The sequence below is a fragment of the Acidobacteriota bacterium genome (assembly GCA_016715115.1).
GTDB lineage: Bacteria > Acidobacteriota > Blastocatellia > Pyrinomonadales > Pyrinomonadaceae > JAFDVJ01.
In genome coordinates this window covers 224,139-247,922 of record JADKBM010000016.1, presented here as the reverse complement: position 1 = coordinate 247,922, position 23,784 = coordinate 224,139, and the positions used below count along the sequence as shown (strand labels likewise).

24 protein-coding genes and 3 pseudogenes are annotated in these 23,784 nt (G+C 52.1%); 21 read left to right on the top strand and 6 right to left on the bottom strand.

Annotated features, from left to right (window positions below; all coding sequences use genetic code 11):
- Window positions 1-103: 103 nt before the first annotated feature.
- Entirely contained in the window at window positions 104-571 is a 468-nt protein-coding gene (locus tag IPN69_18890; GenBank protein ID MBK8812777.1) for a hypothetical protein, read from the top strand.
- 170 nt (window positions 572-741) lie between these two features.
- Here the strand turns inward: IPN69_18890 and IPN69_18885 are convergent, their stop codons facing one another.
- Window positions 742-969, bottom strand: coding sequence for a hypothetical protein (locus IPN69_18885; GenBank protein ID MBK8812776.1), 228 nt, complete (start codon window positions 967-969; stop codon window positions 742-744).
- A 282-nt stretch (window positions 970-1,251) separates the two neighbouring features.
- On the opposite strand from IPN69_18885, the gene IPN69_18880 reads away from it, so the two are divergent.
- The 9 genes from IPN69_18880 to IPN69_18840 all read left to right on the top strand — a co-directional run bounded on the left by IPN69_18880 (window position 1,252) and on the right by IPN69_18840 (window position 9,214).
- Window positions 1,252-2,358: a hypothetical protein gene (locus IPN69_18880; GenBank protein MBK8812775.1), complete on the top strand. Its 1,107-nt coding sequence runs from the start codon at window positions 1,252-1,254 to the stop codon at window positions 2,356-2,358.
- Window positions 2,330-2,755 carry a hypothetical protein gene (locus IPN69_18875; GenBank protein MBK8812774.1) on the top strand — a complete coding sequence of 142 codons (426 nt, stop codon included), beginning with the start codon at window positions 2,330-2,332 and terminating at the stop codon, window positions 2,753-2,755. Before IPN69_18880 ends, IPN69_18875 begins: the two co-directional genes overlap by 29 nt.
- Complete coding sequence (locus IPN69_18870) at window positions 2,733-4,979, top strand: hypothetical protein (GenBank protein MBK8812773.1); 2,247 nt, start codon at window positions 2,733-2,735, stop codon at window positions 4,977-4,979. Before IPN69_18875 ends, IPN69_18870 begins: the two co-directional genes overlap by 23 nt.
- A 35-nt stretch (window positions 4,980-5,014) precedes the next feature.
- Entirely contained in the window at window positions 5,015-5,332 is a 318-nt protein-coding gene (locus IPN69_18865) for a hypothetical protein (GenBank protein MBK8812772.1), read from the top strand.
- Window positions 5,333-5,443: 111 nt separating this feature from the next.
- Window positions 5,444-6,619, top strand: a complete 1,176-nt coding sequence (locus IPN69_18860) for a DUF2778 domain-containing protein (GenBank protein MBK8812771.1) — start codon at window positions 5,444-5,446, stop codon at window positions 6,617-6,619.
- 29 nt (window positions 6,620-6,648) lie between these two features.
- On the top strand, window positions 6,649-7,263 hold the full coding sequence (locus tag IPN69_18855; protein MBK8812770.1) for a hypothetical protein: 615 nt from the start codon (window positions 6,649-6,651) through the stop codon (window positions 7,261-7,263).
- Between the two features lie 81 nt (window positions 7,264-7,344).
- Complete coding sequence (locus IPN69_18850) at window positions 7,345-7,518, top strand: RHS repeat protein (protein MBK8812769.1); 174 nt, start codon at window positions 7,345-7,347, stop codon at window positions 7,516-7,518.
- A gap of 3 nt (window positions 7,519-7,521) precedes the next feature.
- Window positions 7,522-8,868 (top strand): RHS repeat-associated core domain-containing protein, encoded by a 1,347-nt coding sequence (locus IPN69_18845; protein MBK8812768.1) that lies wholly within the window; start codon window positions 7,522-7,524, stop codon window positions 8,866-8,868.
- Between the two features lie 7 nt (window positions 8,869-8,875).
- Entirely contained in the window at window positions 8,876-9,214 is a 339-nt protein-coding gene (locus tag IPN69_18840; GenBank protein ID MBK8812767.1) for a hypothetical protein, read from the top strand.
- Window positions 9,215-9,444: 230 nt separating this feature from the next.
- Here the strand turns inward: IPN69_18840 and IPN69_18835 are convergent.
- Together IPN69_18835 and IPN69_18830 are read right to left on the bottom strand one after the other, a co-directional pair.
- Window positions 9,445-10,227 (bottom strand): annotated as a pseudogene (locus IPN69_18835) (IS3 family transposase).
- Window positions 10,228-10,255: 28 nt separating this feature from the next.
- Window positions 10,256-10,623, bottom strand: a pseudogene (locus IPN69_18830) (transposase).
- Window positions 10,624-10,803: 180 nt separating this feature from the next.
- Here IPN69_18830 and IPN69_18825 point away from each other — a divergent pair.
- From IPN69_18825 to IPN69_18800, 6 genes are all read left to right on the top strand, one after another.
- Complete coding sequence (locus tag IPN69_18825) at window positions 10,804-12,075, top strand: hypothetical protein (protein MBK8812766.1); 1,272 nt, start codon at window positions 10,804-10,806, stop codon at window positions 12,073-12,075.
- A 1-nt stretch (window position 12,076) separates the two neighbouring features.
- Window positions 12,077-12,706, top strand: a complete 630-nt coding sequence (locus tag IPN69_18820) for a hypothetical protein (GenBank protein MBK8812765.1) — start codon at window positions 12,077-12,079, stop codon at window positions 12,704-12,706.
- Window positions 12,707-13,076: 370 nt separating this feature from the next.
- The gene (locus IPN69_18815; protein MBK8812764.1) at window positions 13,077-13,562 is read left to right on the top strand and encodes a hypothetical protein; all 486 of its coding nucleotides are present in this window, start codon (window positions 13,077-13,079) and stop codon (window positions 13,560-13,562) included.
- 1 nt (window position 13,563) lies between these two features.
- On the top strand, window positions 13,564-13,797 hold the full coding sequence (locus IPN69_18810) for a hypothetical protein (protein MBK8812763.1): 234 nt from the start codon (window positions 13,564-13,566) through the stop codon (window positions 13,795-13,797).
- Window positions 13,798-13,978: 181 nt separating this feature from the next.
- A complete protein-coding gene (locus tag IPN69_18805; GenBank protein MBK8812762.1) occupies window positions 13,979-15,628 on the top strand; it encodes a hypothetical protein in 1,650 nt (549 codons plus the stop codon).
- Between the two features lie 7 nt (window positions 15,629-15,635).
- Window positions 15,636-16,064 (top strand): hypothetical protein, encoded by a 429-nt coding sequence (locus IPN69_18800; protein MBK8812761.1) that lies wholly within the window; start codon window positions 15,636-15,638, stop codon window positions 16,062-16,064.
- Window positions 16,065-16,304: 240 nt separating this feature from the next.
- Here the strand turns inward: IPN69_18800 and IPN69_18795 are convergent.
- From IPN69_18795 to IPN69_18785, 3 genes and pseudogenes are all read right to left on the bottom strand, one after another.
- Window positions 16,305-17,110, bottom strand: a pseudogene (locus IPN69_18795) (ATP-binding protein).
- Window positions 17,111-17,127: 17 nt separating this feature from the next.
- Window positions 17,128-17,334, bottom strand: coding sequence for a hypothetical protein (locus IPN69_18790; GenBank protein MBK8812760.1), 207 nt, complete (start codon window positions 17,332-17,334; stop codon window positions 17,128-17,130).
- Between the two features lie 61 nt (window positions 17,335-17,395).
- Window positions 17,396-18,337, bottom strand: coding sequence for an IS21 family transposase (locus IPN69_18785; GenBank protein MBK8812759.1), 942 nt, complete (start codon window positions 18,335-18,337; stop codon window positions 17,396-17,398).
- Window positions 18,338-18,572: 235 nt separating this feature from the next.
- Between IPN69_18785 and IPN69_18780 the strand changes: the two genes are divergently transcribed.
- The 5 genes from IPN69_18780 (at window position 18,573) to ltrA (ending at window position 23,552) form a co-directional block, all read left to right on the top strand.
- Complete coding sequence (locus tag IPN69_18780) at window positions 18,573-18,869, top strand: hypothetical protein (GenBank protein ID MBK8812758.1); 297 nt, start codon at window positions 18,573-18,575, stop codon at window positions 18,867-18,869.
- A gap of 365 nt (window positions 18,870-19,234) precedes the next feature.
- The gene (locus IPN69_18775; GenBank protein ID MBK8812757.1) at window positions 19,235-20,341 is read left to right on the top strand and encodes a hypothetical protein; all 1,107 of its coding nucleotides are present in this window, start codon (window positions 19,235-19,237) and stop codon (window positions 20,339-20,341) included.
- A 35-nt stretch (window positions 20,342-20,376) separates the two neighbouring features.
- Window positions 20,377-20,739: a hypothetical protein gene (locus tag IPN69_18770; GenBank protein MBK8812756.1), complete on the top strand. Its 363-nt coding sequence runs from the start codon at window positions 20,377-20,379 to the stop codon at window positions 20,737-20,739.
- Window positions 20,717-21,754, top strand: a complete 1,038-nt coding sequence (locus tag IPN69_18765) for an RHS repeat protein (GenBank protein ID MBK8812755.1) — start codon at window positions 20,717-20,719, stop codon at window positions 21,752-21,754. The genes IPN69_18770 and IPN69_18765 overlap by 23 nt, the downstream gene beginning before the upstream one ends.
- Window positions 21,755-22,232: 478 nt before the next feature.
- Entirely contained in the window at window positions 22,233-23,552 is a 1,320-nt protein-coding gene (ltrA, locus tag IPN69_18760; protein MBK8812754.1) for a group II intron reverse transcriptase/maturase, read from the top strand.
- Window positions 23,553-23,784: the final 232 nt, after the last annotated feature.

Sequence of the window (23,784 nt, the reverse complement as noted above, 5' to 3'; positions counted from 1 at the left end):
ACAGTGTTGAAGTCAATCTGAACAAAAGAAGTATTTTCGGACTTAATATTCTTAGCGCAAATGAATCTGAATTCCCCATGAATTAAGCCCGCAGCTTAAATTCTTGCAGAGCATTTCAAAACAATTCGACGTTTCAGCTCTGACTGGTAATCTTTCTGATTTTGGCGACAATCCAAGTGACTTGTTTGAAAAATCTGCATACTTCGAAAAGTTTTTTCAATCAAGAATCGGAATTTATGGGGGAGAGTTTTACGATTCTCACAAATGGCCGTCTTTTCCTCCGCTTTTTTTTCCGAAAATCGGGCCGGATTTTATTGAAATTGGCCGAAACGAAGAATTGTTTTCAAACATAGTCTATTCAGATGCAGTAGGAATGTTTGTTGGAGATCTTTTTCCGAATTCGGTTGAAACCGCGTTTGAGTTGCTTAACAAATCGTTGGAAGGGCATTTGATTCTTCTAAGTCAGCTTGCCAAATTATTCAAAATAGTTCTTGTTTCAAATGCTGATGGCGATTTCTTTACGTTATATGCCAATCAACAGAACAATTTGAACTTTTTTCAGAAACCTTGAAAGAAATCGAGTCCGGGATTCGAAACACCGATTGGTTTATAACAAACGAGCCTAAACTGGTTTGGGATAGTGAATATAGTATGTGCCTAATTCTAGAAGAATAACAAAAACCAGTGTTTATTAAATGCTTCGAAGCGCAGCGGCGGTGGGCGCGAGAATACGAAGTTCGTCTATGACGGGCTCGATGTCTTGATGGACGACAAGTCGGGCGTTTTGTCGAAATACCAGAACGGACCGGGGATCGACAACAAGCTGAAACTGTCGGCGTTTTCAGGATCTTGCAGCGTGTAGCAACGTATCGAGCGATCGCGGTCGACAAATCGACCGGCACGGTTCTTAACGATAGGGTGCCAAGTGCGGTTGTCGGGCCTGACGCGGCGCGTTGGTGCGACGAACATCCGGATCGATTCATGATGTTCGCGAACAGTCCGTACTGTTTTCTTCGACCCTTGGCGCCGCGGAAGCGTGCGAGAAGCTGATTGTGTGATATTTCGAACGTTTTCGTCCCTGAAAGGAACATGCCATCTGCGATTCGGGATTTTGGATTTTGGATTGGAGTTTCAGGGTAAGAATTCCAAATTCCGAATTCCGAATTCTAAAATCCTCGTTGGCGCTCTTGACTACGTGCCCTTTAGGCACGGTCATCACGCCCCTGCCCCGCATCCACCAGAAAGCAAACGGTGCGTTACAAATACGACGCTCTCGGACGCAGGATTCAGCGGTTCATTGTCGGCGGAAAGGAGAACACGAAGTTCATCCACGACGGCGCGGATGTCATCGCCGACGACAATTCGGGAACGCTGACGAAATACCTGAACGGTCCCGGAATCGACAACAAGCTCCGGGTGCAGACCGGTTCGGACGTAAAGTACTTCCTCGCCGACCATCTCGGATCAACAAACGCGCTGACCGGCGCTTCCGGCGCTCTCACATCGTCGGCTTCGTATGATTCGTTTGGCAATGCGAGCGGCAATCTTGCGACGAGATACAAATTCACCGGCCGCGAGTACGACGATTTCACCGGACTCCATTACTATCGCGCCCGCTGGTACGACGGCAATCTTGGCAGATTCATCTCCGAAGACCCGATCGGCTTTGCTGGTGGGGACGTTAATCTGTACGGATATGTCGGCAACGGGCCGCTGGGGGCGGTTGATCCTTTTGGATTGCAGGAAGGGCCGGTAAACTATCTCCGGAATCCGCTGCCTGTCGAATACTGGGAAATAAACGGTGTATCGAACACGGTATCCGATCTGTTGATGCTTGACAACGTCGCTGAGTGGTCATGGATCGCCGGAGACTATCGATGCTCGACCGAAGACCGGCTCGCGGCCGGAGCAAAACTTGTCGGGTGGACAGCGTTCAATGCGGTCGGCGGTTTCGTCATCGGCAAAGTCCTCGGAAAGGTCGGTCGCGTTCTCGGCCCCGGAGTCAGGCGAGTCTTGTTTGGAACCGGGGATGAGATAATTGAACTTGGGATTTCAGCGGGATCCACACGATTGTCGACGGCAGAAATGAGCGGAATTCTAAGGAATGCCGCAGTTGGAAAAGGCAATTTCGGCATAGGTGCCGCATCACATAGTGAGTCAATTCAAATGGGCCGCGCATGGGTTGGTGACGGTTACCGTATCGCGTCAGACGGAAAAACGCTTGTCAGCGCCGACGGGCTCAGGGTATTCCGACCACCGACATATAAGCCGAATCTTGGACGTGTGCAGGCGAACTTCGAATCTAAATTGACCCCGGGAGCACAAAACTATGCAACCGGGCATCTTGGTGTTTATTGATTGTTTCAAGAACCGTGATTCAAAGGAGACAGCGATGCGATGCGAAATCAAGCATTTGATAAACGACCAAATTGATGATTTGAAAGTGCATCTGCCGGAATTGGTGGACGATTTTTCGCTTGTCGTCAGAATGATCGTCGGTGAGGTGGGCGGTATTGGTGAAGAGAGCTTCGATCTAGTCGTATGCACACCGAAGTGGCTTGAGCGAAAACTTAGACAAACCGGTCCATTATTCGGATACCATCATCTACTGGTGGAGTACTACGATTACGATGCGATTCGCGTGGCAATTGACCGCTTCGTTGGAAATGTTGAAGCCGAGAATTGGCAGGGCATTGCGGCGAAGTTGCGCCTCATTGGCTCTTGGGAGTTTGATGAATATTCGCCGGTGGTGTAGGTTCCTGACTGGTAGTACAGCTTGGGTCAACCAACGCGATGCGCTCGGAAACGAGACAAATTATGAATACGATGAGTTCAACAGACAAAAAAAAGTGATCTATCCGGCGATCACGTCCGGCGGGACCCGACTTGATCAAAGAACTGAATACGATCTCGTAGGCAACGTCAAGAAACGGATTGATACGGCCGGCAGACAGACAGTTTATGAGTACGATACTGCTAACCGGTTAATTAGTACGACCGACGCAATGGCGCAGGTTACGCATTTTGAATACAACGCGCGGAGCCAAATGGTGAAGGTCACCGACGCATTGAATCAGCATTATCAATTTGCATACGACGCACTTGGTCGCCAGTTGTCGCAATCCAGAGCCGGGGCGACGATGAGCTTTGAATACGATGCGGTCGGCAATCGGACAAACCGAACTGACTATTCCGGTCGCGAAACGACCTTTGAATACGATGCTCTGAACCGGCTTAAGAAGATCAATTATCTGCCGGGCACAAATAACCCCGTGCCGATGCTCACCGCGACCTACAACTATGACGATTTATCAAGATTGACGAGCGCGGTCAATGAAAACGGCACGGTCGGATTCGGTTACGACGCCCGTGGCCGCTTGACCTCTGCGACCGATGTTTTCGGTCATCTGGTTGAATATGATTACGATGCGGCCTCGAATCGGACGCAGTTAAAATTGGATTCGGCGGTTCACACGACTTACAACTATGACGGCGTGAATCGTTTGACGCAGCTGACCGACGAAGCGAGTCAGAATTTCACTTTCGGTTATGACATTGCCAATCGTTTGACTTCAAAGACTTTGCCGAACGGAGTAACGACGACCTTTGATTATGACGGAATGAGCCGACTGATGAGATTGAAAGACGCAATGTCGACCGCGACGCTTTTTGATCGTCAGTATCAGTACAATCCGGCGAATCAAATCACTCAGATCGCCGAACCGTCGCAAACACGTAATTTCGGTTACGACAACATTGACCGATTGATTTCGATGACCAATGGCACCGCGAACGAAAATTACTCGTTCGACGGCGTCGGAAATCGCACGGCGTCGCATCTGTCCGCAACCTACAACTATCAGCCGTTCAACCGCGTAACATCAACCGTGACAGCGAATTACGGCTATGACGCGAACGGAAATATGACGACCAGAATGGAAGGCAAGGAGTTCTGGCGATACAATTGGGACTACGAAAACCGTCTGGTTTCGGCTTCGACGCGCAAGCAGACCGTACGCTACAAATATGATGCTTTGGGACGCAGAATCCAGCGCATCATCGGCAACGGGCGCGAGAACACGAAGTTTGTCTATGACGGCCTCGATGTCGTGATGGATGACAATGCGGGCGTTCTGACGAAATATCAAAACGGACCGGGCATCGACAACAAGCTCAAGATGTCGGCAAGCGGCGTTTCGAAATACCTCATGGCCGATCACCTTGGATCAACAAACGCGTTGACTGACAGTTCCGGAAACGTCACGTCGTCGGCAACGTATGATTCATTCGGCAACACAAGCGGCAATCTTGCGACAAGATACAAATTCACCAGCCGCGAGTTCGATGATTTCACCGGGCTTCATTACTACCGCGCCCGCTGGTACGATTCGAATCTCGGCCGGTTCATTTCCGAAGACCCGATCGGCTTCGCCGGCGGCGATTTTAATTTGTATGGATATGTAAAGAATAACCCCGCAGGCCGAACTGATCCTTTTGGTTTGCAAGATACCGATGTAATAATCCTTAACTCACCGCCGTTTGACTCTCCAGAATCAAAATACACGCCTCTTTCATATAGTTTTGGCTGTTCAAATTCAGGATTAGGTTTAGGCGGATTATCAGATTTTAGTCGAAACTACTCCGATATGAGAGCTGCCAATACAGTTGGAGCAGACAAATTCTTTCACTGTGTGGCAAATTGTGAATCATCAAGGAGAGGCAGTATTGGAAACCTTATTTCTAATGCCGTTGGCGAGGGAAGAGAGTATTTCGATGAATATATTAAGGGCGACTCTCGAAAAGACTGTGATGAGGATAGATTTGCAAACGACACGGGAAGATTTGGCGGAATAAGATGTCAGCCTTGCGAGGAAGTGTGTTCTCAATTTAGACCGAAAAGTTTAGTTTATCCACTACCCGGAATGGATTATGGAAGTTACGGTGATTGCGGAAAATATGGGAACTGGAGGTGCAAATGAGAATTTTGCTATCTTCATTTCTTTTTACGCTAATAATGATTTCTGCATTGAACTGTGCAATTTCAAAAAGTCCTTGCTCATTTAGCTTAAATCCGGACGTTGCTTGTCGATTACTTGATGAAAAGCCTGACGGCACACAATTAGCCGAGTATTTTAACCGTGATACTAACACGTTCCGTCTTATATTAATAGAATATGGGAAAGAAATCGAAATTGAGCATCCGTATGGAAAGGTTGAAGCTTTTAGCGAGCGAGTTGACTTAAATACAATAAAGTTTGATTTACAAAATCCACAGAAGTTGGTTGTGAACGGTCAGAGTTTTATCATTGTGAAAAAAGAAGAGAGCTACTGATACTGATTTTGATAAACGATTCCGGAATCCGAATGTTTGACCTCCGCCGCCCGGATGCGCGGAATGCAGTCGCATTTGAGTACGGCCTACGGGTAACAGCCTTTTAACCGAATGTCATCGACCTCAACGTCGACGATGAATTACGAAGCGAACGGCAATCTCGTGACGAAGTCTCAGGGCAAGGACTTCTGGCGTTTCGGTTGGGATCACGAAAACCGATTGACGACCGGAGCAACGCGCAAACAGACGATTCGTTATCGCTATGACGCGCTGGGACGCCGAATCCAGAGATACTTCATCCGCGGCGAAGGGCCAAACACGAAGTTCATTTACGACGGCCTCGATGTCGTGATGGATGACAATTCCGGCGTTCTGACGAAATACCAAAACGGACCGGGCATCGACAATAAGCTCAAGATGTCGGCGAACGGCGTTTCGAAATACTTCGTCGCCGATCATTTAGGGTCAACAAACGCGCTGACGGACGCTTCCGGGGCGATTCTTGAACAAACCGCTTACGACAGTTTCGGCAACGTTTCGAATCAGCTTTCGACGCGCTATGCCTTTACCGGCCGTGAATTCGACAATTTCACCGGCCTCCATTACTACCGGGCGCGCTGGTACGATTCGAACCTCGGCAGATTCATCTCCGAAGACCCGGTTGACTTCAAGGGCGGCGACGTAAACCTTTATGGCTACACGTGGAACGTCCCTATTCGTTTTGTAGACCCACTCGGTCTCGATGTCAGAGCCTATTTTTTCCGAAAAGGCGGTCGGGATGGAGGCGCGCGACTCGAAATTTACGACAATGACAAACCGCCGCAAGAGATTTGGAAGGAGAATACGAGTAACGACGTCAACGATCCCGTCGGCGATTATCAGTGGGAATATTCTGGTGAAGTTATCGACGAAGGGCTATTTTCGGGTGACAAAGAATGCAAGAATGATGTCAGTTGCGAAGTAACCCCATTTAAGGGACCGATTCCTGCAGGGGATTATGCGATTTCGGAGTACCCAGATCGAAGATCTTGGTACTGGCTATACAGAAGACAACCAAACGGCACATTCAGTGATTTCGCACCAATCCGAAATGGGGTCTCGCGCGGCAACTTCCGTTGGCATCTTGGGCGAGTTAGTTGGGGGTGCTTAACTTTCAGTTGGGAATTACGAGAGACATATAAAAGGCTTGACGGTTTGCTTAAGGGGACCTCAAGATCACCGTTTCTCCTTGATGACGACGGCAAGACCTATCAGAGGTCAGGTCGTGGCGTTATCACTGTTTTCTAAGAACGATTTTGCGTTCAGGAGCTGAATGTATGAATTTCAGACATGCGAGAGTGGTTTGGATTCCTATTGTTTTGACTGTCGCATCCTTGGCGCTGACAAGCTGCTCCGCTTGGAACAGCAACGTCGAGTCGAATGTACAGAATTCGCTGTCGGAAAGAGAGCTTCAGAATATGCCCGAACCGACTTCGAAACCGCAAATGCAGGAGAAAACTGCGGAGAAGACCGATAAGCAACTTCACGATGACCGTTACCGAGCAAACCTAAAGATTATCTCAGTCTTAAATCAACTGACCGAACTCGACGCTCAATTCTTGGAGGCGCCAATTTCGGACGTCGGGCAGGAATCACGAAAAAGGAAAGTCAAGGCACTGGTTCGTTCCTTTGACGGCGATCCGGCGAGTTTGATAATGCTGGCAAAGCTCTGTCGATTTTTCAAGAAGGTCGGGAGAGATAACGATTTCGCGGCCGCTCCTGTTTATGACATTGCATTCTTTGAAAGCATCATCCTTGTCAGCCGAGGCGATGCGAGTTCATTGGATGAGTTGATGGGGCTCAAAGATTCGCTCGGCGACAGCGAATTCGGGGATTTCCAGAGGGCGATGAAGGGTAACGAACCGATCGATTTATACGGTATTGAAAAATAAAATGGGCGACGGAATGAAGTTCGTTTACGACGGCCACGCAATCAGGATTACGATGCGGCTTCGAATCGGACGCAGTTAAAATTGGATTCGGCGGTTCACACGACTTACAACTATGACGGCGTGAATCGTTTGACGCAGCTGACCGACGAAGCGAGTCAGAATTTCACTTTCGGTTATGACATTGCCAATCGTTTGACTTCAAAGACTTTGCCGAACGGAGTAACGACGACCTTTGATTATGACGGAATGAGCTGACTGATGAGATTGAAAGACGCAATGTCGACCGCGACGCTTTTTGATCGTCAGTATCAGTACAATCCGGCGAATCAAATCACTCAGATCGCCGAACCGTCGCAAACACGTAATTTCGGTTACGACAACATTGACCGATTGATTTCGATGACGAACGGCACTTCGAACGAGAATTACTCATTCGACGGCGTCGGCAATCGGACGGCGTCGCATCTGTCCGCAACCTACAACTATCAGCCGTTCAACCGCGTAACATCAACCGTGACAGCGAATTACGGCTATGATGCGAACGGCAATATGACGACCAGAATGGAAGGCAAGGAGTTCTGGCGATACAATTGGGACTACGAAAACCGTTTGGTTTCGGCTTCGACGCGCAAGCAGACCGTGCGCTACAAATACGATGCTTTGGGACGCAGAATCCAGCGTATCGGCGGCAACGGCCGCGAGAACACGAAGTTTGTCTATGACGGCCTTGATGTCGTAATGGATGACAATTCCGGCGTTCCGACGAAATACCAGAACGGACCGGGGATCGACAACAAACTCAAGATGTCGGCAAGCGGCGTTTCGAAATACCTCATCGCCGATCACCTTGGATCAACAAACGCGCTGACGGATTCGGTCGGGGCGATTCTTGAGCAAACGTCGTATGATTCATTCGGCAACGCGACGAATAAGCTTTCGACGCGCTATGCGTTTACCGGCCGCGAATACGACGAATTCACGGGGCTTCATTATTATCGAGCCCGGTGGTACGACGGCAATCTGGGACGATTCATCTCCGAAGACCCGATCGGCTTCGAAGGAAATGACATTAACCTCTTTGTGTATGTCCACAACAATCCGCTGAACTACTTCGACCCTGAGGGCACACAAGTTCGCGCGGATTCGCGTTGGGAACCGTGGCCGAGGGAAGAGAATTCAGACATGGTCGTTAAGATCAGAAATATGCCTGACCCTATTGTAACGGATCGCTGGGAAAGACTTGTCGCCTGTCATGAAAGAAACAAATTCTCGACGCTCGGCAGTGTCGTTCCGTATGGACAAGGAACGTTGGAAATCCTGGAAACCGGTTCCATTCTGTCGATTGGAAGCGATGCTGTTGCCACTGGAATAAAGGCCGGAGGCACGACGTTTGGAAAGCCACAGCCATACGCCAGCGGAATAAACATGGTGTTGCGGCGGACAAACCGTGCCTTGGGCTACCCGAAGATTGGAGGATTTTATCCATACAAATACCTTAGACCAGTTGGTGATAAGGCGACGCGTGGATTCCTAGTTTTTGGTGTTTTGACATTTTCATACAACACAACCGTCGATATTCAGTGCATTTGCGGGATTTTGGAGTGACGTCATTATGCCAAAAAAGACCTATAGGAATTTGCCGCAGAAGTTCTCAAATCGAGAATTGTTAAGCAGGAGTGAACTTCGAGAGAGGTTCTTTGGCGATCCGAGTATGGATGAAGATGATATTGCGGAGTGCTTTGATTTTTTTGAGTTTGATTTCGAGTTCCCTGTAGGTTACCTTCGGCCCGAAGACGATCTTTCATTATTGACAGAACCGCCCAGTTCACCGAATCCTTTGCTTTTGATTTTCGGTGGCAATTACTTTCGCGGGGACGATCTGCTGGAAGAACTGAATATCAGGCTGAAACGACACGGTACGAAGGACGATTGGAAGACTGTCAATGCCTGAATAGTGTTGACCGTTTTTTGAGTTTGCTAGAAAACATTTGTTTGCTTTTTCGTCAAAATATCGGATACCTTCGTTTCGGAGATCGAAACGGAAGTGAGCAATGCTGGAGAGCAACTCACCAGGGATAGACCTCCGGGTGACGAAGTAGTTTGTCGCGGAGCCGGGCATTTATTGTCCGGCTTTTCTTCAATTACTTTTGAACCCTCCATGCCTAAGAAAACTCGTTCCTGCTGCCTTTCGAATGCATCGGGGCTTAAGGAGTTCAATGCCGTATGCGGCTTGTAATTGTTGTACATATTGACCGCCTTTTCAGTCATCTGCCTTAGCTGGGATAAATTCTCCGGCCCGTAGAATCTGACGTAACTGTTTTTAATAGTTCCGTTTACGCGTTCGGCATTCGGATTCTCATAGACACTCGTGCCCATGCTGTTTTTCATATTACAGGCTTGGGTCAGTTTCACGAATTCCTTGCAGTAATACTGGCCGCCGCCGTCCGAATGAAATATCAGACCAGGTGCGGGCCGGCGACCCGCGATCGCCATCCGTATTGCCGGCAGCGTGGTGTGTTCGGTCATCAGGTTGTCCGAGACCGCATAGCCCACGATCCGTCTTGAGAAGAGGTCCATAATGAAGGTCAGGTAATAGAACCTTTCGCCTATTCTGTAGTAGGTTATGTCGCTGACCCAAACCTGGTTTACACCCGTCAACTCGAATCCGGCAATCAAATTGTCAAATCGCGTCACCCCGCGCGAATCCGTCGTGCGGTGATATGCCCTTTTCCGCTCGATCTTGAACCCGTGCGAAAAGCAAAACTGCTCGAACCGGTCTCTGCCAAACTGCATCGGCCTTATCATCCCGTACATGACGCGCGACGACATTTGCGGATGATCGCGCCGTATCTCGGCGATCACCGGCAGAAGCTGCTCCTGCTCTTCCAACATCCTGAGATGACGTTCCGTATGCTGGTGAAACGCCTGCTTGCTGATACCCATTGCCCGATACAGCTGATTCATTTTGTGCCCGTGCCTTTCCCGGTTCGACCAGAACCACCGGAGGGCTTTGTAGTACATTTTTTTTAATATCAATGCCGTACTCTTCCTCCGCCAGATCGATCATCTTGTCAAAGAAATCGATCTGTATCTGCTTCTGCCCGACAGCCTGCTCCAGCTCTTTCACCTTTTCCTTCAACGCCTTGATCTTTCTCGTGTCGCTCAGACTCTCCAGCACAAGCCGCTCCTGTTTTTTCTCATACGTGAATACTGACGCATCCATGCATATATTGCAGACCGGGAAACCTGATATTCGCGGCTCACCTCACTGACCGACGTGACGCAACGCTCGATCTCACCCACTTTCTTTCGCCTGAACTCTTCACTGAAAGTCCTGTTGCGTCGTTCCTTGACCGTCAGCTTTTCATATTCACTTAAATTTGCCATAGTTGTTCGCTCCTTGAGTTGAAATTAAACTCAAAAAACGGTCAACCTATTTCAGGCAAGGACAGACGATTCGAACATTTGGCGAGTTGGTGGGAGCATGGTGCGGGCTGGAGCCACAAGATGTCAAAAGTCGATAGAATAATAGTTCTCTGATTGCCTGTCTGTATTGACGATGATCGTCGCGGTCTTGACGGCGTCGGCAACCGAACGACGTCGCATTTGAGTACGGCCTACGGGTATCAGCCTTTCAACCGTATGTCGTCGACCGCAACGTCGACGATGAATTACGACGCGAACGGCAATCTCGTAACGAAGTCTCAGGGCAAGGACTTCTGGAGTTTCGCGTGGGATCACGAAAACCGATTGACGACCGCAGCAACGCGCAAACAGACGATTCGTTATCGTTATGACGCTTTGGGACGCAGAATCCAGCGCATCGTCGGCAACGGTCGAGAGAACACGAAGTTTGTCTATGACGGTCTTGACGGCGTAATGGACGACAATTCCGGCGTTCTGACGAAATACCAGAACGGACCGGGGATCGACAACAAGTTGAAAATGTCGGCGAACGGCGTTTCGAAGTACTTCATCGCCGATCATCTTGGGTCAACAAACGCGCTGACGGACGCTTCGGGAACGGTTCTCGAACAAACCGCCTACGACAGTTTCGGAAACGCAACGAATCAGCTTTCGACGCGTTACGCCTTCACCGGGCGCGAATTCGACAACTTCACCGGCCTCCACTACTATCGGGCGCGATGGTATGACGGCAATTTAGGAAGATTCATCTCCGAAGACCCGATCGGCTTTGCCGGCGGGGACGTGAATTTGTACGGGTATGTTTGGAACAATTCAATAAAATTAGTCGATCCTTTCGGAACTGATGGGGGAGCGAATCTTGTTCTTGGTGGAGGAGCATTGATCGGCGGAGGCGGCGCGGCGTTGAGTGCGGCATTAGTCGCTGCGGCTCCGCCAGCTGCGGTTGTCGTGGGGGGCGCTTTGTTGATATACGGAGCATGGGAACTTGGCGAATACATCGCTCGGAGAAGATATCCAGATCAGTATCCGGAAACACAAACCAAGCCAGAGACCTGCAGCACAAAGCCGAAATCGAATCCGACGCCCCAAGTCCAGCCAGCAAAGCCTGAACCATTTGTTCCAACATCGCCAACCGAGCCGTCCTCGTTTCCACGCGGTAGGCGTGGGACTTGGACGTGTCTTGTTCGTTGCAATGTCCAGAAGTCCAATCTGGCCCTTCCGGACTGCCCTGATACAATAGAAGACTATGGTCACGGCAATTCGCCAGCAGAAGCCAAATATAACGGAGAGATCGCCTGCAAGGCACAACTAAGAGGGATTGCGAACGGTCGGATGATGGGATGTTACACTCGACATTGTCACCCTGTACGCTGTTGGAGGAATTGATTTGAAATTGTCAGAAGTCAAAACGGTACTCGAATTGGGACCAATAATCGAAGACGGGTCCAGCCGTCCGCCTATTCGTTTTAAGGCGTCAATACTTCATGGTGTATTGGTGGAAGATGAAGATCTGCGACTTTTTGTCGAAGAGAGCGACCGATTCGTTGGGCCCTTTAACAGTTCCAACGAAGAGATTGAGGTGTTCTGCGCCTCCGGAGCGATTTTTTGGGAGCGAGTATGTGGTAAGACTGAATCGGAGGTAATCGGAAATCTGATGGAAGATATTCAACAGTCGTGGACGTCGGCGGAAATGGCAAAACTTAAGGCACAGGAGATTGTCAAAACGTATGAATTCGATGTCACTGACGAATCGGGTTATGATGACACGCTTCGAATACGGGTAGAGATTCTTAAATTGCTATCCCCGACACCAGTCTACACAACCCAAACCTTCTATTTGCGTTACTATGATCTCATCCCGACCTTCCCAGTGGAGGGCCTGTCACACCCTGTTTCTATCGGAGTTTATGTCTGTGAAAACCATCCGTCGCTTGGTGGGATTACGGGAGAGAGTATCGACGCCGTAACTGAGAAACTGATGGTCGCAAGTCATTGCTTTTCGCGACGGATAGAATGAAGCCAGATTGTATTCAGAATCGTGTCCTTCAAGAGCTCGACACTTATTATCAACACTACCAATGAAAGTCAAAATTACGTGTGTTGTCCAGTATTTCATTCGGGATTCTCTTTGCACAACTCACTGATCGGCTCAAAAATTATTTCCGTTGGCATCACAATTTGACACTCCCGACGAAATACAGATTAACCGACCGAGAAGCCAGAGCAACCGAGTTGGACATAATTCTGCGTAAACCTTTTGGTAATTGACTGATGATTCCAAAGGGAGAACTGGAAATTTTGTTACGGTACGGGAACTGGGGCAAGTCAACGAGACGCCTGTCAAGCAGCAATGGACGTAGCACAGGCATCAAGTCCGCGCGGCACCTATGCCAGGCATTGCCGGTGTACGGAATGTCGGCAGTTATGATTTAGTTGATGGGGTCATCAGTCTTGTCCGAGGGGACTACTCTGGAGCAGTACTGAGCCTCCCCGCAATGATGCCCTTCGTTGGAACAGGGGCGGGGATTGTCAAGATTTGTCGACGGTCGCAAATCATCGATCTTTTGCCTTTTTCTGAGGCAGCCAAGGTTTCGAAATACGGTGATGAGCTTTCCGTTGCCGGTCATTCATTAACGAAGCATGGGCAAGGCGCCCGAACCGGGAACAGCTTGTTCCCACCTGCAAGCGGGAACCGAAAACAGATCAGCGAGCAAGCTCAAGATATTGTCGATGATATTTTGACCACGCCCGGGACACGGGTGACGCAATCCTATCGGGCGAGATTCGGCGACACAATCGAGTTCTCGGCCCCCGACGGTCGCGGTGTCGTTTTTGATTCGAACCGTCGATTTCTTTTCTTGAAGGAGAATTGATATGAGCACACACGAGGAATTTCGTTTCTGCATCTCAAGTCCACCAGATCGAAAGTATCTGGTTGCGGAGATCTTTTGGGGTGAGGAGCAGGTCGCTGAGATTAGCCGGGAGACTTCCGAGTTTGAGGTTGAGTTGTATCCGAGACGGACCGGACAGGGCTGGCATCTAAATTTCGACGAGTTTATAAACGTGCTTTCGCTGGCCAAAGGAGCGCTCGCTGAAAGGTTTGACTAGATCACTTTACGGATGGCGTTCGGTGTTACAGGCATCGGGTTATTGAATAGAAAGAGGAAATCCTTCGCAAATATTGACAAAAGACAACGCATCAACATAGCGTGCGACGGCGTTAAACAGGGTTGAATTAGTTCTCGACGGATCAGTCCAAGCGCAGTATAATTTTGACGATGCCGGGCGTTTGACGAACATTGTCAATCCGGCTGATTCGACAACGATCGGGTTCACCTACGACAATGCGAACCGGCCGGAAACGAGGACTTTTCCGAACGGCGTCACCACAACTTACACGTTCGACAGAATGAGCCGGCTGACGCGGCTTAAGGACACGAGCCAGACGGCGACGCTCTTTGACAGACAGTACGAATATGACAACGCGAACCAGATCGAAAGCGTAACCGAACCGAGCAGGGTCCGGAATTTCTCGTACGATTTCGTCAACCGGCTGACCGGAATGACGAGTCCGACTGAACCGGCCGAATCCTATGATTTCGACAAGGTCGGCAACCGGACAAGCTCGCACCGGAGCGCGAACTACGGTTATGAGTCAGGCCAGTTCAATCGGGTAAGCTCAACGGATACAGCCGGTTACGTATACGATCAAAACGGCAATATCCGGATGAAGGCTGAGGGCAAAGAGCTCTGGCGCTATCAGTGGGATTTCGACAACCGGCTGGTTTCGGCGTCGACCAGAAAGCAGACGGTGCGTTACAAATACGACGCTCTCGGACGCAGAATCCAGCGTTTCATCGTCGGCGCAAGAGAGAACACGAAGTTCATCTACGACGGCGCGGATGTCATCGCCGACGACAATTCGGGAACGCTGACTAAATACCTGAACGGCCCCGGAATCGACAACAAACTCCGGATGCAGACCGGCAGCGATGTCAGGTATTTCATCGCCGATCATCTCGGGTCAACAACTGCGCTGACTGACAGTTCCGGAAACGTCACGTCGTCCGCGGCCTACGATTCATTCGGCAACGCAACCGGCAATCTCGCGACGAGATACAAATTCACCGGCCGCGAGTACGATGATTTCACCGGATTGCACTACTACCGCGCCCGCTGGTACGACGGCAATCTCGGCAGATTCATCTCCGAAGACCCGATCGGCTTTGCCGGCGGGGATGTTAATTTGTATGGGTATGTCGGCAACGGGCCGCTGACCAGTACGGATCCTTCAGGATTGATCGATCCGAGCGTCTATCAGGATCCGAGCATATACGGTGGAGGCACGAATCGAAGCAACCTCACTCCGAGCCAATTCGCGGACTGGTCGGATGAAAGGATCGAGTATGCCAGCGCTTATTATCAAACGGATCCGCATGCCGTAAACACAAATACGGCGATTATCTTTGTCGCGAATCTGGCGCATGGAGCAGCCAATCTCTTCCGAGTCGGCGACGGACTGGCCCAGGCATATTATTGCGAGGACACCTGGCAGGGCCGCGCGGCGTATATCTTGATGGACGTAGAGCGCGCATCGGGAATTGCAGGCATTGTGCTCGGCGGCGCAGTCAGAGGCGGTTTTTCATCCGCGCCTTCAGCGTTTCTCACAAAGCCGATTCCGGGAACGTCTGGTGGATTCAGTCGTCACCCGTTGACGCTGCAAGATGAAATGGCGCTGGAAGCTGCGAAGACAGGTGCCGGCCGGAGGATCATCAAGAACTTGGGGGACTGGCGATATCGCGGCTTGGAGAAATGGGAATATAAGGTTAAGTCCACGAGTGGCAGAGACTCAGTCGTGCATTACGTTCGAAATCCCCAAACGGGACAACTCATGGACTTTAAGTTCAAGAAACACAGCAACGGCTACGTGCCTAAATGAGGAAACTATGATAGTTCGATGTTCGACAAACAAACCGGCTGAGATTGCCGATGAAGAGTTGCGACGACTCGTGCATGAAAATGTTCACCTAGATCAACTTGATATTGTCGTTGGGGCGGAGTACGTCGTGTTTGGTATCGTTTTCTGGTCGGGTGTTCCGTACTACTATGTTTTGGAAGCAGATTCCGATGATTATCCAGTTCCCGTTTGTGCCGCATTTTTTGAAACAGTCTGTTCGCGGTTTCCTGATTCATGGAGTCTCGTTTGGAACTGGTCGGGAAAGATCACCGAAATCTTGCCGTCGGAATGGGCGGCGGATGGCTCGTTTTATGAAAAGCTGATTGACGGCGACGCGTCCGCATCTGAACGATTCGGGATCATTCGTAAAAAGATCGAGGACGAAGTTAGAGCGAAGTGGGAATTCGCAAACGACTGAGTTTGCAATCTCGCGACCCGATACCGGTTCACTTCACGATTCCACCTCACCTGCTCATTTTGATTTTCAGCCAGCGTGGGACGACACTGGGATCAGATCCTATTGGCGCCATCGCAACCATTACGTTTCCGAGTCATTGGTTCGGCCGTCAAACGCCGAGCTCGGTCGGATTCAAACTCGACGGTGTCAATCAGCGTTAATTTTTGACCCCTTTACAGGCGTTAGTTTTTGACCCCCCCTTTAGTCATTGTTGTCCGGAGTTGTGGAAGAGTTGGCGGCAATTGCCGACAACTCTTCCACAACTCCCGTGCGCGCCGCGGCGGCCCGCTTTTCCTTGAGCCGGTAGCTTTCGCCCCGGATGTTGATCACCGTCGAGCGGTGGAGCAGCCGGTCGAGAGCCGCGCTCGCCATCACCGCGTCTCCGGCGAAGACCTCGCCCCAGGCCGCGAAGGCCTTGTTGCTCGTCAGGATGACCGCTCCCTTGCGTTCGTATCTCTCCGAGATGACCTGAAACAACAGGCTCGCCTCGGGAGGTTCGAGCTTCAGGTAGCCGACCTCGTCGATGATCAGCAGTTTCGGGCGCGTCAGGTTCTTGATCTCGCGCGAGGCCGGTTCTCGTGCATCGCCCGCACGAGTTTGCGCGCGATGTCGACGGCGGTCGTGAAATAGACGCGGTGCCCGAGTTCCGCCGTCATCACCCCGAGCCCGATCGCGAGATGCGTCTTGCCCACTCCGGGCGGCCCGAGAAAGACGATGTTCCGCCCTTCGGCCAGAAAGCGCCCCGTCGCCAGTTCGTCAATGAGCCTCCGGTCAACGCCGGGCTGCGCCTTGAAATCGAATTCGCCAAGCCTCTTCGGGTACGGAAAGCGCGCGAACTGCAGGCTCAGCGCGACGCGCATCTCCTGCCGGTGCCTGATCTCGCCTTCGAGCAGCCGCCCGAGGAACTCCGTGTAACTCCAGTCCTCGGCGGCCGCCCGCTGGGCGATCGTGTCAAGATTGACCGCGGCGGTCTTGAGATCAAGTTCGCCGAGCGCGGACGATGCCATATCTTCGTAGACCTTCATCAGCCGATCACCTCCTCGTAGGCGACGAGCGACGCCGCCGCGACCGTCTCGAACAGAACCCGTCCCGATCTCTTCGGCGGCGCCTCACGCGTTTCAACCGTCAGTTTCCACATCGCCGCGACATGCGCCGGATCCGCCACGCTTTCGCCGGATTTGAGCGACCGCGGGTGTTCGGCGATGACCGTCTCGCCCGTGCGCACCGTCACCGGCGTTCTCCCTGCTCGACCACGACCTTGCGGCCGACCGCTTCCGGCGGCACCGAGTACTTCACGCCCCGATCGAGACGTACCCGTCGACGCTTACCGTCCGCTTCTTCCAGACCGACGGCCGGTACCGCGGCGCCGACCCGTACGGCGTCAGACCTTCCTCCCGCAGCAGGTCGAAGGGCCGCTTTCCGGTCGTCCCGTGTTTCCGTCCGTTCGCCTCTTCCAGCCACGCCGCGCCCTGTGCCTGAAGATCCGCAAGGTCGGCAAACTCCCGCCCCTTGATGAAGTTGTCCTTCAGATACCCGACCGCGCGTTCGACCTTGCCCTTCGTCCGCGGCCGGTACGGGCGGTGCGTCCTCGGCGCGATCCCGTAGTGATTCAGAAAGTCGGCCATCTGCGGGTTCAGTTTCCCGCACGGAAGGCGCACCTGCGCCATGTTGTCGAAGAGGATCGTCTCCGGCCAGCCGCCGAAGTAGGCGAACGCCCTCTCAAGGCACCCGATCAGCTCCGGCATCCGCATCCGCCGCGTGTACTCGACGTACATCGTCCGCGAAAAACCCAGCAACATCACGAACGCGTAGATCTTTCTCCGGCTCCCCTTTTCGTCGATGTACGACCCGATCTCCGCCCAGTCAGCCTGCGCCTGTTTGCCGGGCGGCGTCTCGAACCTCACCGTCGCCTTCGCCGATACCTTCGCCCCGATGTCCAGTTCCCGCAAGTACCGCCTCACGATGTCCCACGATCCCGCGAACCCCATTCCCCGGATCTCGCCCGTCAGCCGAACCGCGCTGAGGCCCGTCTCCTCGTACCGCTTCTTCAGATAATCCTTGTACGCGTCCAGTTTGGAACCCCGTTTCGCTTCCGCCGCGCGCTTCGGCGAACCCTCGCGCAGTACCTTGCGGACCGTGTTCCGCGAATATCCCGTCATCCGGCAGATCTGCTTTATCGAATGCCCCTGCCTTTTCAAGTCTTTGACCTCCATCCATTCCTCCATTCCAAGCATTCCCGATAACCTCCGTTTCACGAAAGTTATCAAAAATGCCGTCCAGGGGGGTCAAAAACAAACGCATGCTAGGGGGTCATTTTCTCACGCATAATGACACGACGGGCCTGGTATTACTACAAAGGAATGAAAGAAATGCCGAACGACTTTTTCATCAATCACACTTATGATTCCAATCAAGGACCGGTCGAATCAATTTCAATGACGGGAAATTCCCCCGACGGAGGAGGCGACTGTGGCTGCAATTAATTACAGGAGAAGCGTGATCGCATTTCTGGCTGGAAGCCTCGCGCTTCTGATGAATTGGCTGATTCTCGGGAATCCGCCTCCCTTCGACTTTCCGATTGACTCTGTTGCGATCATTTGGATCGCTCTTAGTCTGCCAATTTACCTCTTTTTGATGGCTCTCGGCTTGCCTGAATATTTAGGCGAGCCTCTAGCCAAGATACTTGTTTTTTTGCAGTGGGCATTGATTGCATGGTTAGCGGATGTCCTCGTGTGCTTGATTTCACGTTGGTTCACAAGGAGGTGAGCGACGAACGGTGCCGATTCAATACCTTTAGGATACTTACAGTCATGCGGGATATCCGAATATTACGGGCACGCCTTCGCTGGGCATTACCTCGACAAGACAGATAGCGCGCGATACGATTCACGCGATAATCTGGTCGCAAATGGCGTCGTCGGCCTCGTTGGTGGATATGTGATCGGCAGGTTCGTCGGGCCGATGCTGGGCCGGTTGATGTTCGGCCCAAGTGACGAGATTATTGAGTTGGGAATTGCCGGAGGTCCGATTCCGCGCGGCTACGCACCGAATAGCCCGTTACCCAGTCAAAAGGTAGGTGACGTTGACATCCCGACTCCGTTACCGGAAGCGCAGGGCCCACGCGGCAGACCGTGCGTTACAAATACGACGCTCTCGGACGCAGAATCCATCGGTTCATTGTCGGCGGAAAGGAGAACACGAAGTTCATCCACGACGGCGCGGATGTCATCGCCGACGACAATTCGGGAACGCTGACGAAATACCTGAACGGTCCCGGAATCGACAACAAGCTCCGGGTGCAGACCGGTTCGGACGTAAAGTACTTCCTCGCCGACCATCTCGGATCAACAAACGCGCTGACCGGCGCTTCCGGCGCTCTCACATCGTCGGCTTCGTATGATTCGTTTGGCAATGCGAGCGGCAATCTTGCGACGAGATACAAATTCACCGGCCGCGAGTACGACGATTTCACCGGACTCCATTACTATCGCGCCCGCTGGTACGACGGCAATCTTGGCAGATTCATCTCCGAAGACCCGATCGGCTTTGCTGGTGGGGACGTTAATCTGTACGGATATGTCGGCAACGGGCCGCTGGGGGCGGTTGATCCTTTTGGATTGCAGGAAGGGCCGGTAAACTATCTCCGGAATCCGCTGCCTGTCGAATACTGGGAAATAAACGGTGTATCGAACACGGTATCCGATCTGTTGATGCTTGACAACGTCGCTGAGTGGTCATGGATCGCCGGAGACTATCGATGCTCGACCGAAGACCGGCTCGCGGCCGGAGCAAAACTTGTCGGGTGGACAGCGTTCAATGCGGTCGGCGGTTTCGTCATCGGCAAAGTCCTCGGAAAGGTCGGTCGCGTTCTCGGCCCCGGAGTCAGGCGAGTCTTGTTTGGAACCGGGGATGAGATAATTGAACTTGGGATTTCAGCGGGATCCACACGATTGTCGACGGCAGAAATGAGCGGAATTCTAAGGAATGCCGCAGTTGGAAAAGGCAATTTCGGCATAGGTGCCGCATCACATAGTGAGTCAATTCAAATGGGCCGCGCATGGGTTGGTGACGGTTACCGTATCGCGTCAGACGGAAAAACGCTTGTCAGCGCCGACGGGCTCAGGGTATTCCGACCACCGACATATAAGCCGAATCTTGGACGTGTGCAGGCGAACTTCGAATCTAAATTGACCCCGGGAGCACAACCCTATGCAAACGGGCATCTTGATGTTTATTGATTGTTTCAAGAACCGTGATTCAAAAGGAGACAGCGATGCGATGCGAAATCAAGCATTTGATAAACGACCAAATTGATGATTTGAAAGTGCATCTGCCGGAATTGGTGGACGATTTTTCGCTTGTCGTCAGAATGATCGTCGGTGAGGTGGGCGGTATTGGTGAAGAGAGCTTCGATCTAGTCGTATGCACACCGAAGTGGCTTGAGCGAAAACTTAGACAAACCGGTCCATTATTCGGATACCATCATCTACTGGTGGAGTACTACGATTACGATGCGATTCGCGTGGCAATTGACCGCTTCGTTGGAAATGTTGAAGCCGAGAATTGGCAGGGCATTGCGGCGAAGTTGCGCCTCATTGGCTCTTGGGAGTTTGATGAATATTCGCCGGTGGTGTAGGTTCCTGACTGGTAGTACAGCTTGGGTCAACCAACGCGATGCGCTCGGAAACGAGACAAATTATGAATACGATGAGTTCAACAGACTAAGAAAAGTGATCTATCCGGCGATCACGTCCGGCGGGACCCGACTTGATCAAAGAACTGAATACGATCTCGTAGGTAACGTCAAGAAACGGATTGATACGGCCGGTAGACAAACAATTTATGAGTACGATAATGCGAACCGACTGATTAGTACGACCGACGCAATGGCGCAGGTTACGCATTTTGAATACAACGCGCGGAGCCAAATGGTGAAGGTCACCGACGCATTGAATCAGCATTATCAATTTGCATACGACGCACTTGGTCGCCAGTTGTCGCAATCCAGAGCCGGGGCGACGATGAGCTTTGAATACGATGCGGTCGGCAATCGGACAAACCGAACTGACTATTCCGGTCGCGAAACGACCTTTGAATACGATGTTTTGAACCGCCTCAAGAAGATCAACTATTTTCCCGGAACAACGAATCCGGTACCGGCGCTTACGGCGACCTACAACTATGACGATTTATCAAGATTGACGAGCGCAGGCAATGAAAACGGCACGGTCAACTTTACTTACGACACCCGCGGTCGGGTTAAAACTTCAACCGATGTTTTCGGTCATCTCGTTGAATATGATTACGATGCGGCTTCGAATCGGACGCAGTTAAAATTGGATTCGGCGGTTCACACGACTTACAACTATGACGGCGTGAATCGTTTGACGCAGCTGACCGACGAAGCGAGTCAGAATTTCACTTTCGGCTATGACATCGCCAATCGTTTGACTTCAACGACTTTGCCGAACGGAGTAACGACGACTTTTGATTATGACGGAATGAGCCGACTGACGAGATTGAAAGACGCGGCATCAACCGCGACGCTTTTTGATCGTCAATATCAATTTGATCCGGCGAATCAAATCACTCAGATTACTGAACCGTCGCAAACGCGTAATCTGGGTGTGCGCCGTACTCGGTGCGATTGACTAGTGGTGGAAGGAACCACACAGATAAATGTTGGTGAAATCTGTTAGCTGACGAGCGGCGGGTACGGGCAACCGTACAAGTCGGAGCCTCGTGACAAAGGCCGCCGAGGGCGGTCGAGCGAAGCAGCAGGCCCAAACGTGAGTGAAGCTTGAGCAGGCCTCGAAAGAGCTAATGCGAACGCCGACCCGCCACCCAAACGGGGAAGGCAGTACGAAACGGGGAAGACACCGACAAACGCACCCGCTTCGGTTCGCCGGGGTAATGAGCTGGGCATGTTGTGAAAGCCAATCGCGCAAATACGGGAAGCCCGGAGCTGTGGGAGTCGCGATCCCAACCGGAAGGTCTGGCAACAGGCGCGGACGGGCAGCGACGGGTGGCGGATGGGGTTGTAGGAGCGTCGAAGCGGAGTAATGTCCGCCGAGCAAAGGACCCCAACTTCTTGAATGCTCTAGTGGTAGACGAGGTGAGGTGATTGACGTGAGTCTGGAAACACCGGAATCGATCCGGAAACTACAACGAAAGCTGTATTGCAAAGCGAAGGCGGAACCGCAATTCCGGTTCTACCAGCTCTACGACAAGATCTGGCGGAGCGATATACTGGCCCATGCCTGGAAGCTGTCGCGCGAAAAGCGCGGAGCGCCGGGTGTGGACGGGGTGACGTTCGATCAGATCGAAGAGCAGGGTGTGGAAGACTGGCTGAGCGGACTGCAAGAAGAGCTGAAAGGCAAAAGCTACCGTCCACAGGCGGTGCGCAGGGTGATGATCCCGAAGCCCGACGGCGGGGAGCGTCCATTGGGATTGCCGACGATCAGAGACCGGGTCGTCCAGACAGCCGCAAAGCTGGTTCTGGAGCCGATCTTTGAGGCGGACATGGAAGACGAAGCCTACGGCTATCGGCCGAGGCGAAGCGCCATCGATGCGGTCAAGGCGGTTCACAGGGCGCTGATTGAGGGGCACACGCAGGTCGTCGATGCGGATCTGTCGAAATACTTCGACAATATCCCGCACGACGAACTGATGCGTTCGATCACGCTGCGGATCGTGGACAGGGAGGTGCTGAGACTGCTCAAAAGCTGGCTGCAGGCACCCGTGCAAAGCGAAGGGCCGAAGGGGCCGAACATGAGCGGGGGCAAGAAGAACAAGACCGGTACGCCGCAGGGCGGCGTCATCAGTCCGTTGCTTGCCAATCGCTACATGAACCGGTATCTGCGGTACTGGAAGCAATGCTCGGGCGAGCGGCAGTTTGCGGCCCGGCTGGTGAACTACGCGGATGACTTTGTCATCCTCAGCCGGGGCAAGGCCAACGAGGCTCTGGCGTGGACAAGGCAGGCAATGACGAAGCTGAAACTGGAGATAAACGAGACCAAGACCTGCGTGCGAAACGCGGGAACGGAGCAGTTTGATTTCCTGGGCTACAGCTTTGGCCTGCACTACTACGCCAGAGATGGCGGCAGGCGCTACCTTGGCGCCAGCGCGTCCCGCAAAAGCGTCAAGCGGATCAAAGCCAAAATCAGTGAAACTCTGCGCCCGCAATCAGGCGCATGGGCGGATGTGCGCGACAGCCTCAACCGCACGCTGATCGGATGGGAAGGATACTTCCACTACGGCAGCAAACGGAAGAGCTATCAGGCAGTCAATGCCCATGTGATCAAAACGGTGCGGAACTTCTTGCAGCGGCGCCACAAGGTGTCCTCGCGGGGCACTCGTCAGTTTGCTTACGCCAAGATCTTTGCCGATCTCGGAGTTCACCAAATTGGCAAAAGAAGAAATGGCTCTCTGCCGACAGCGTTGCAATGAATCAAGTCGGAGAGCCGGATGCGGGAAATCCGCACGTCCGGTTCGATGAGCGGGGACTGGAAACGGAGCCTAAGCAACCGCGCCAGTCTTCGACTCTACTAATCCCATATTACGGATTGAACTATAATCGCCTGCCGCATTTCTGAAACAAGCGCGATCACTTCATTTCGAGCGTTCTATTCGCCGAATTTCGGAGTGTCGCACGAAGTGGCTTTCGCGATTCAGGCTCGTT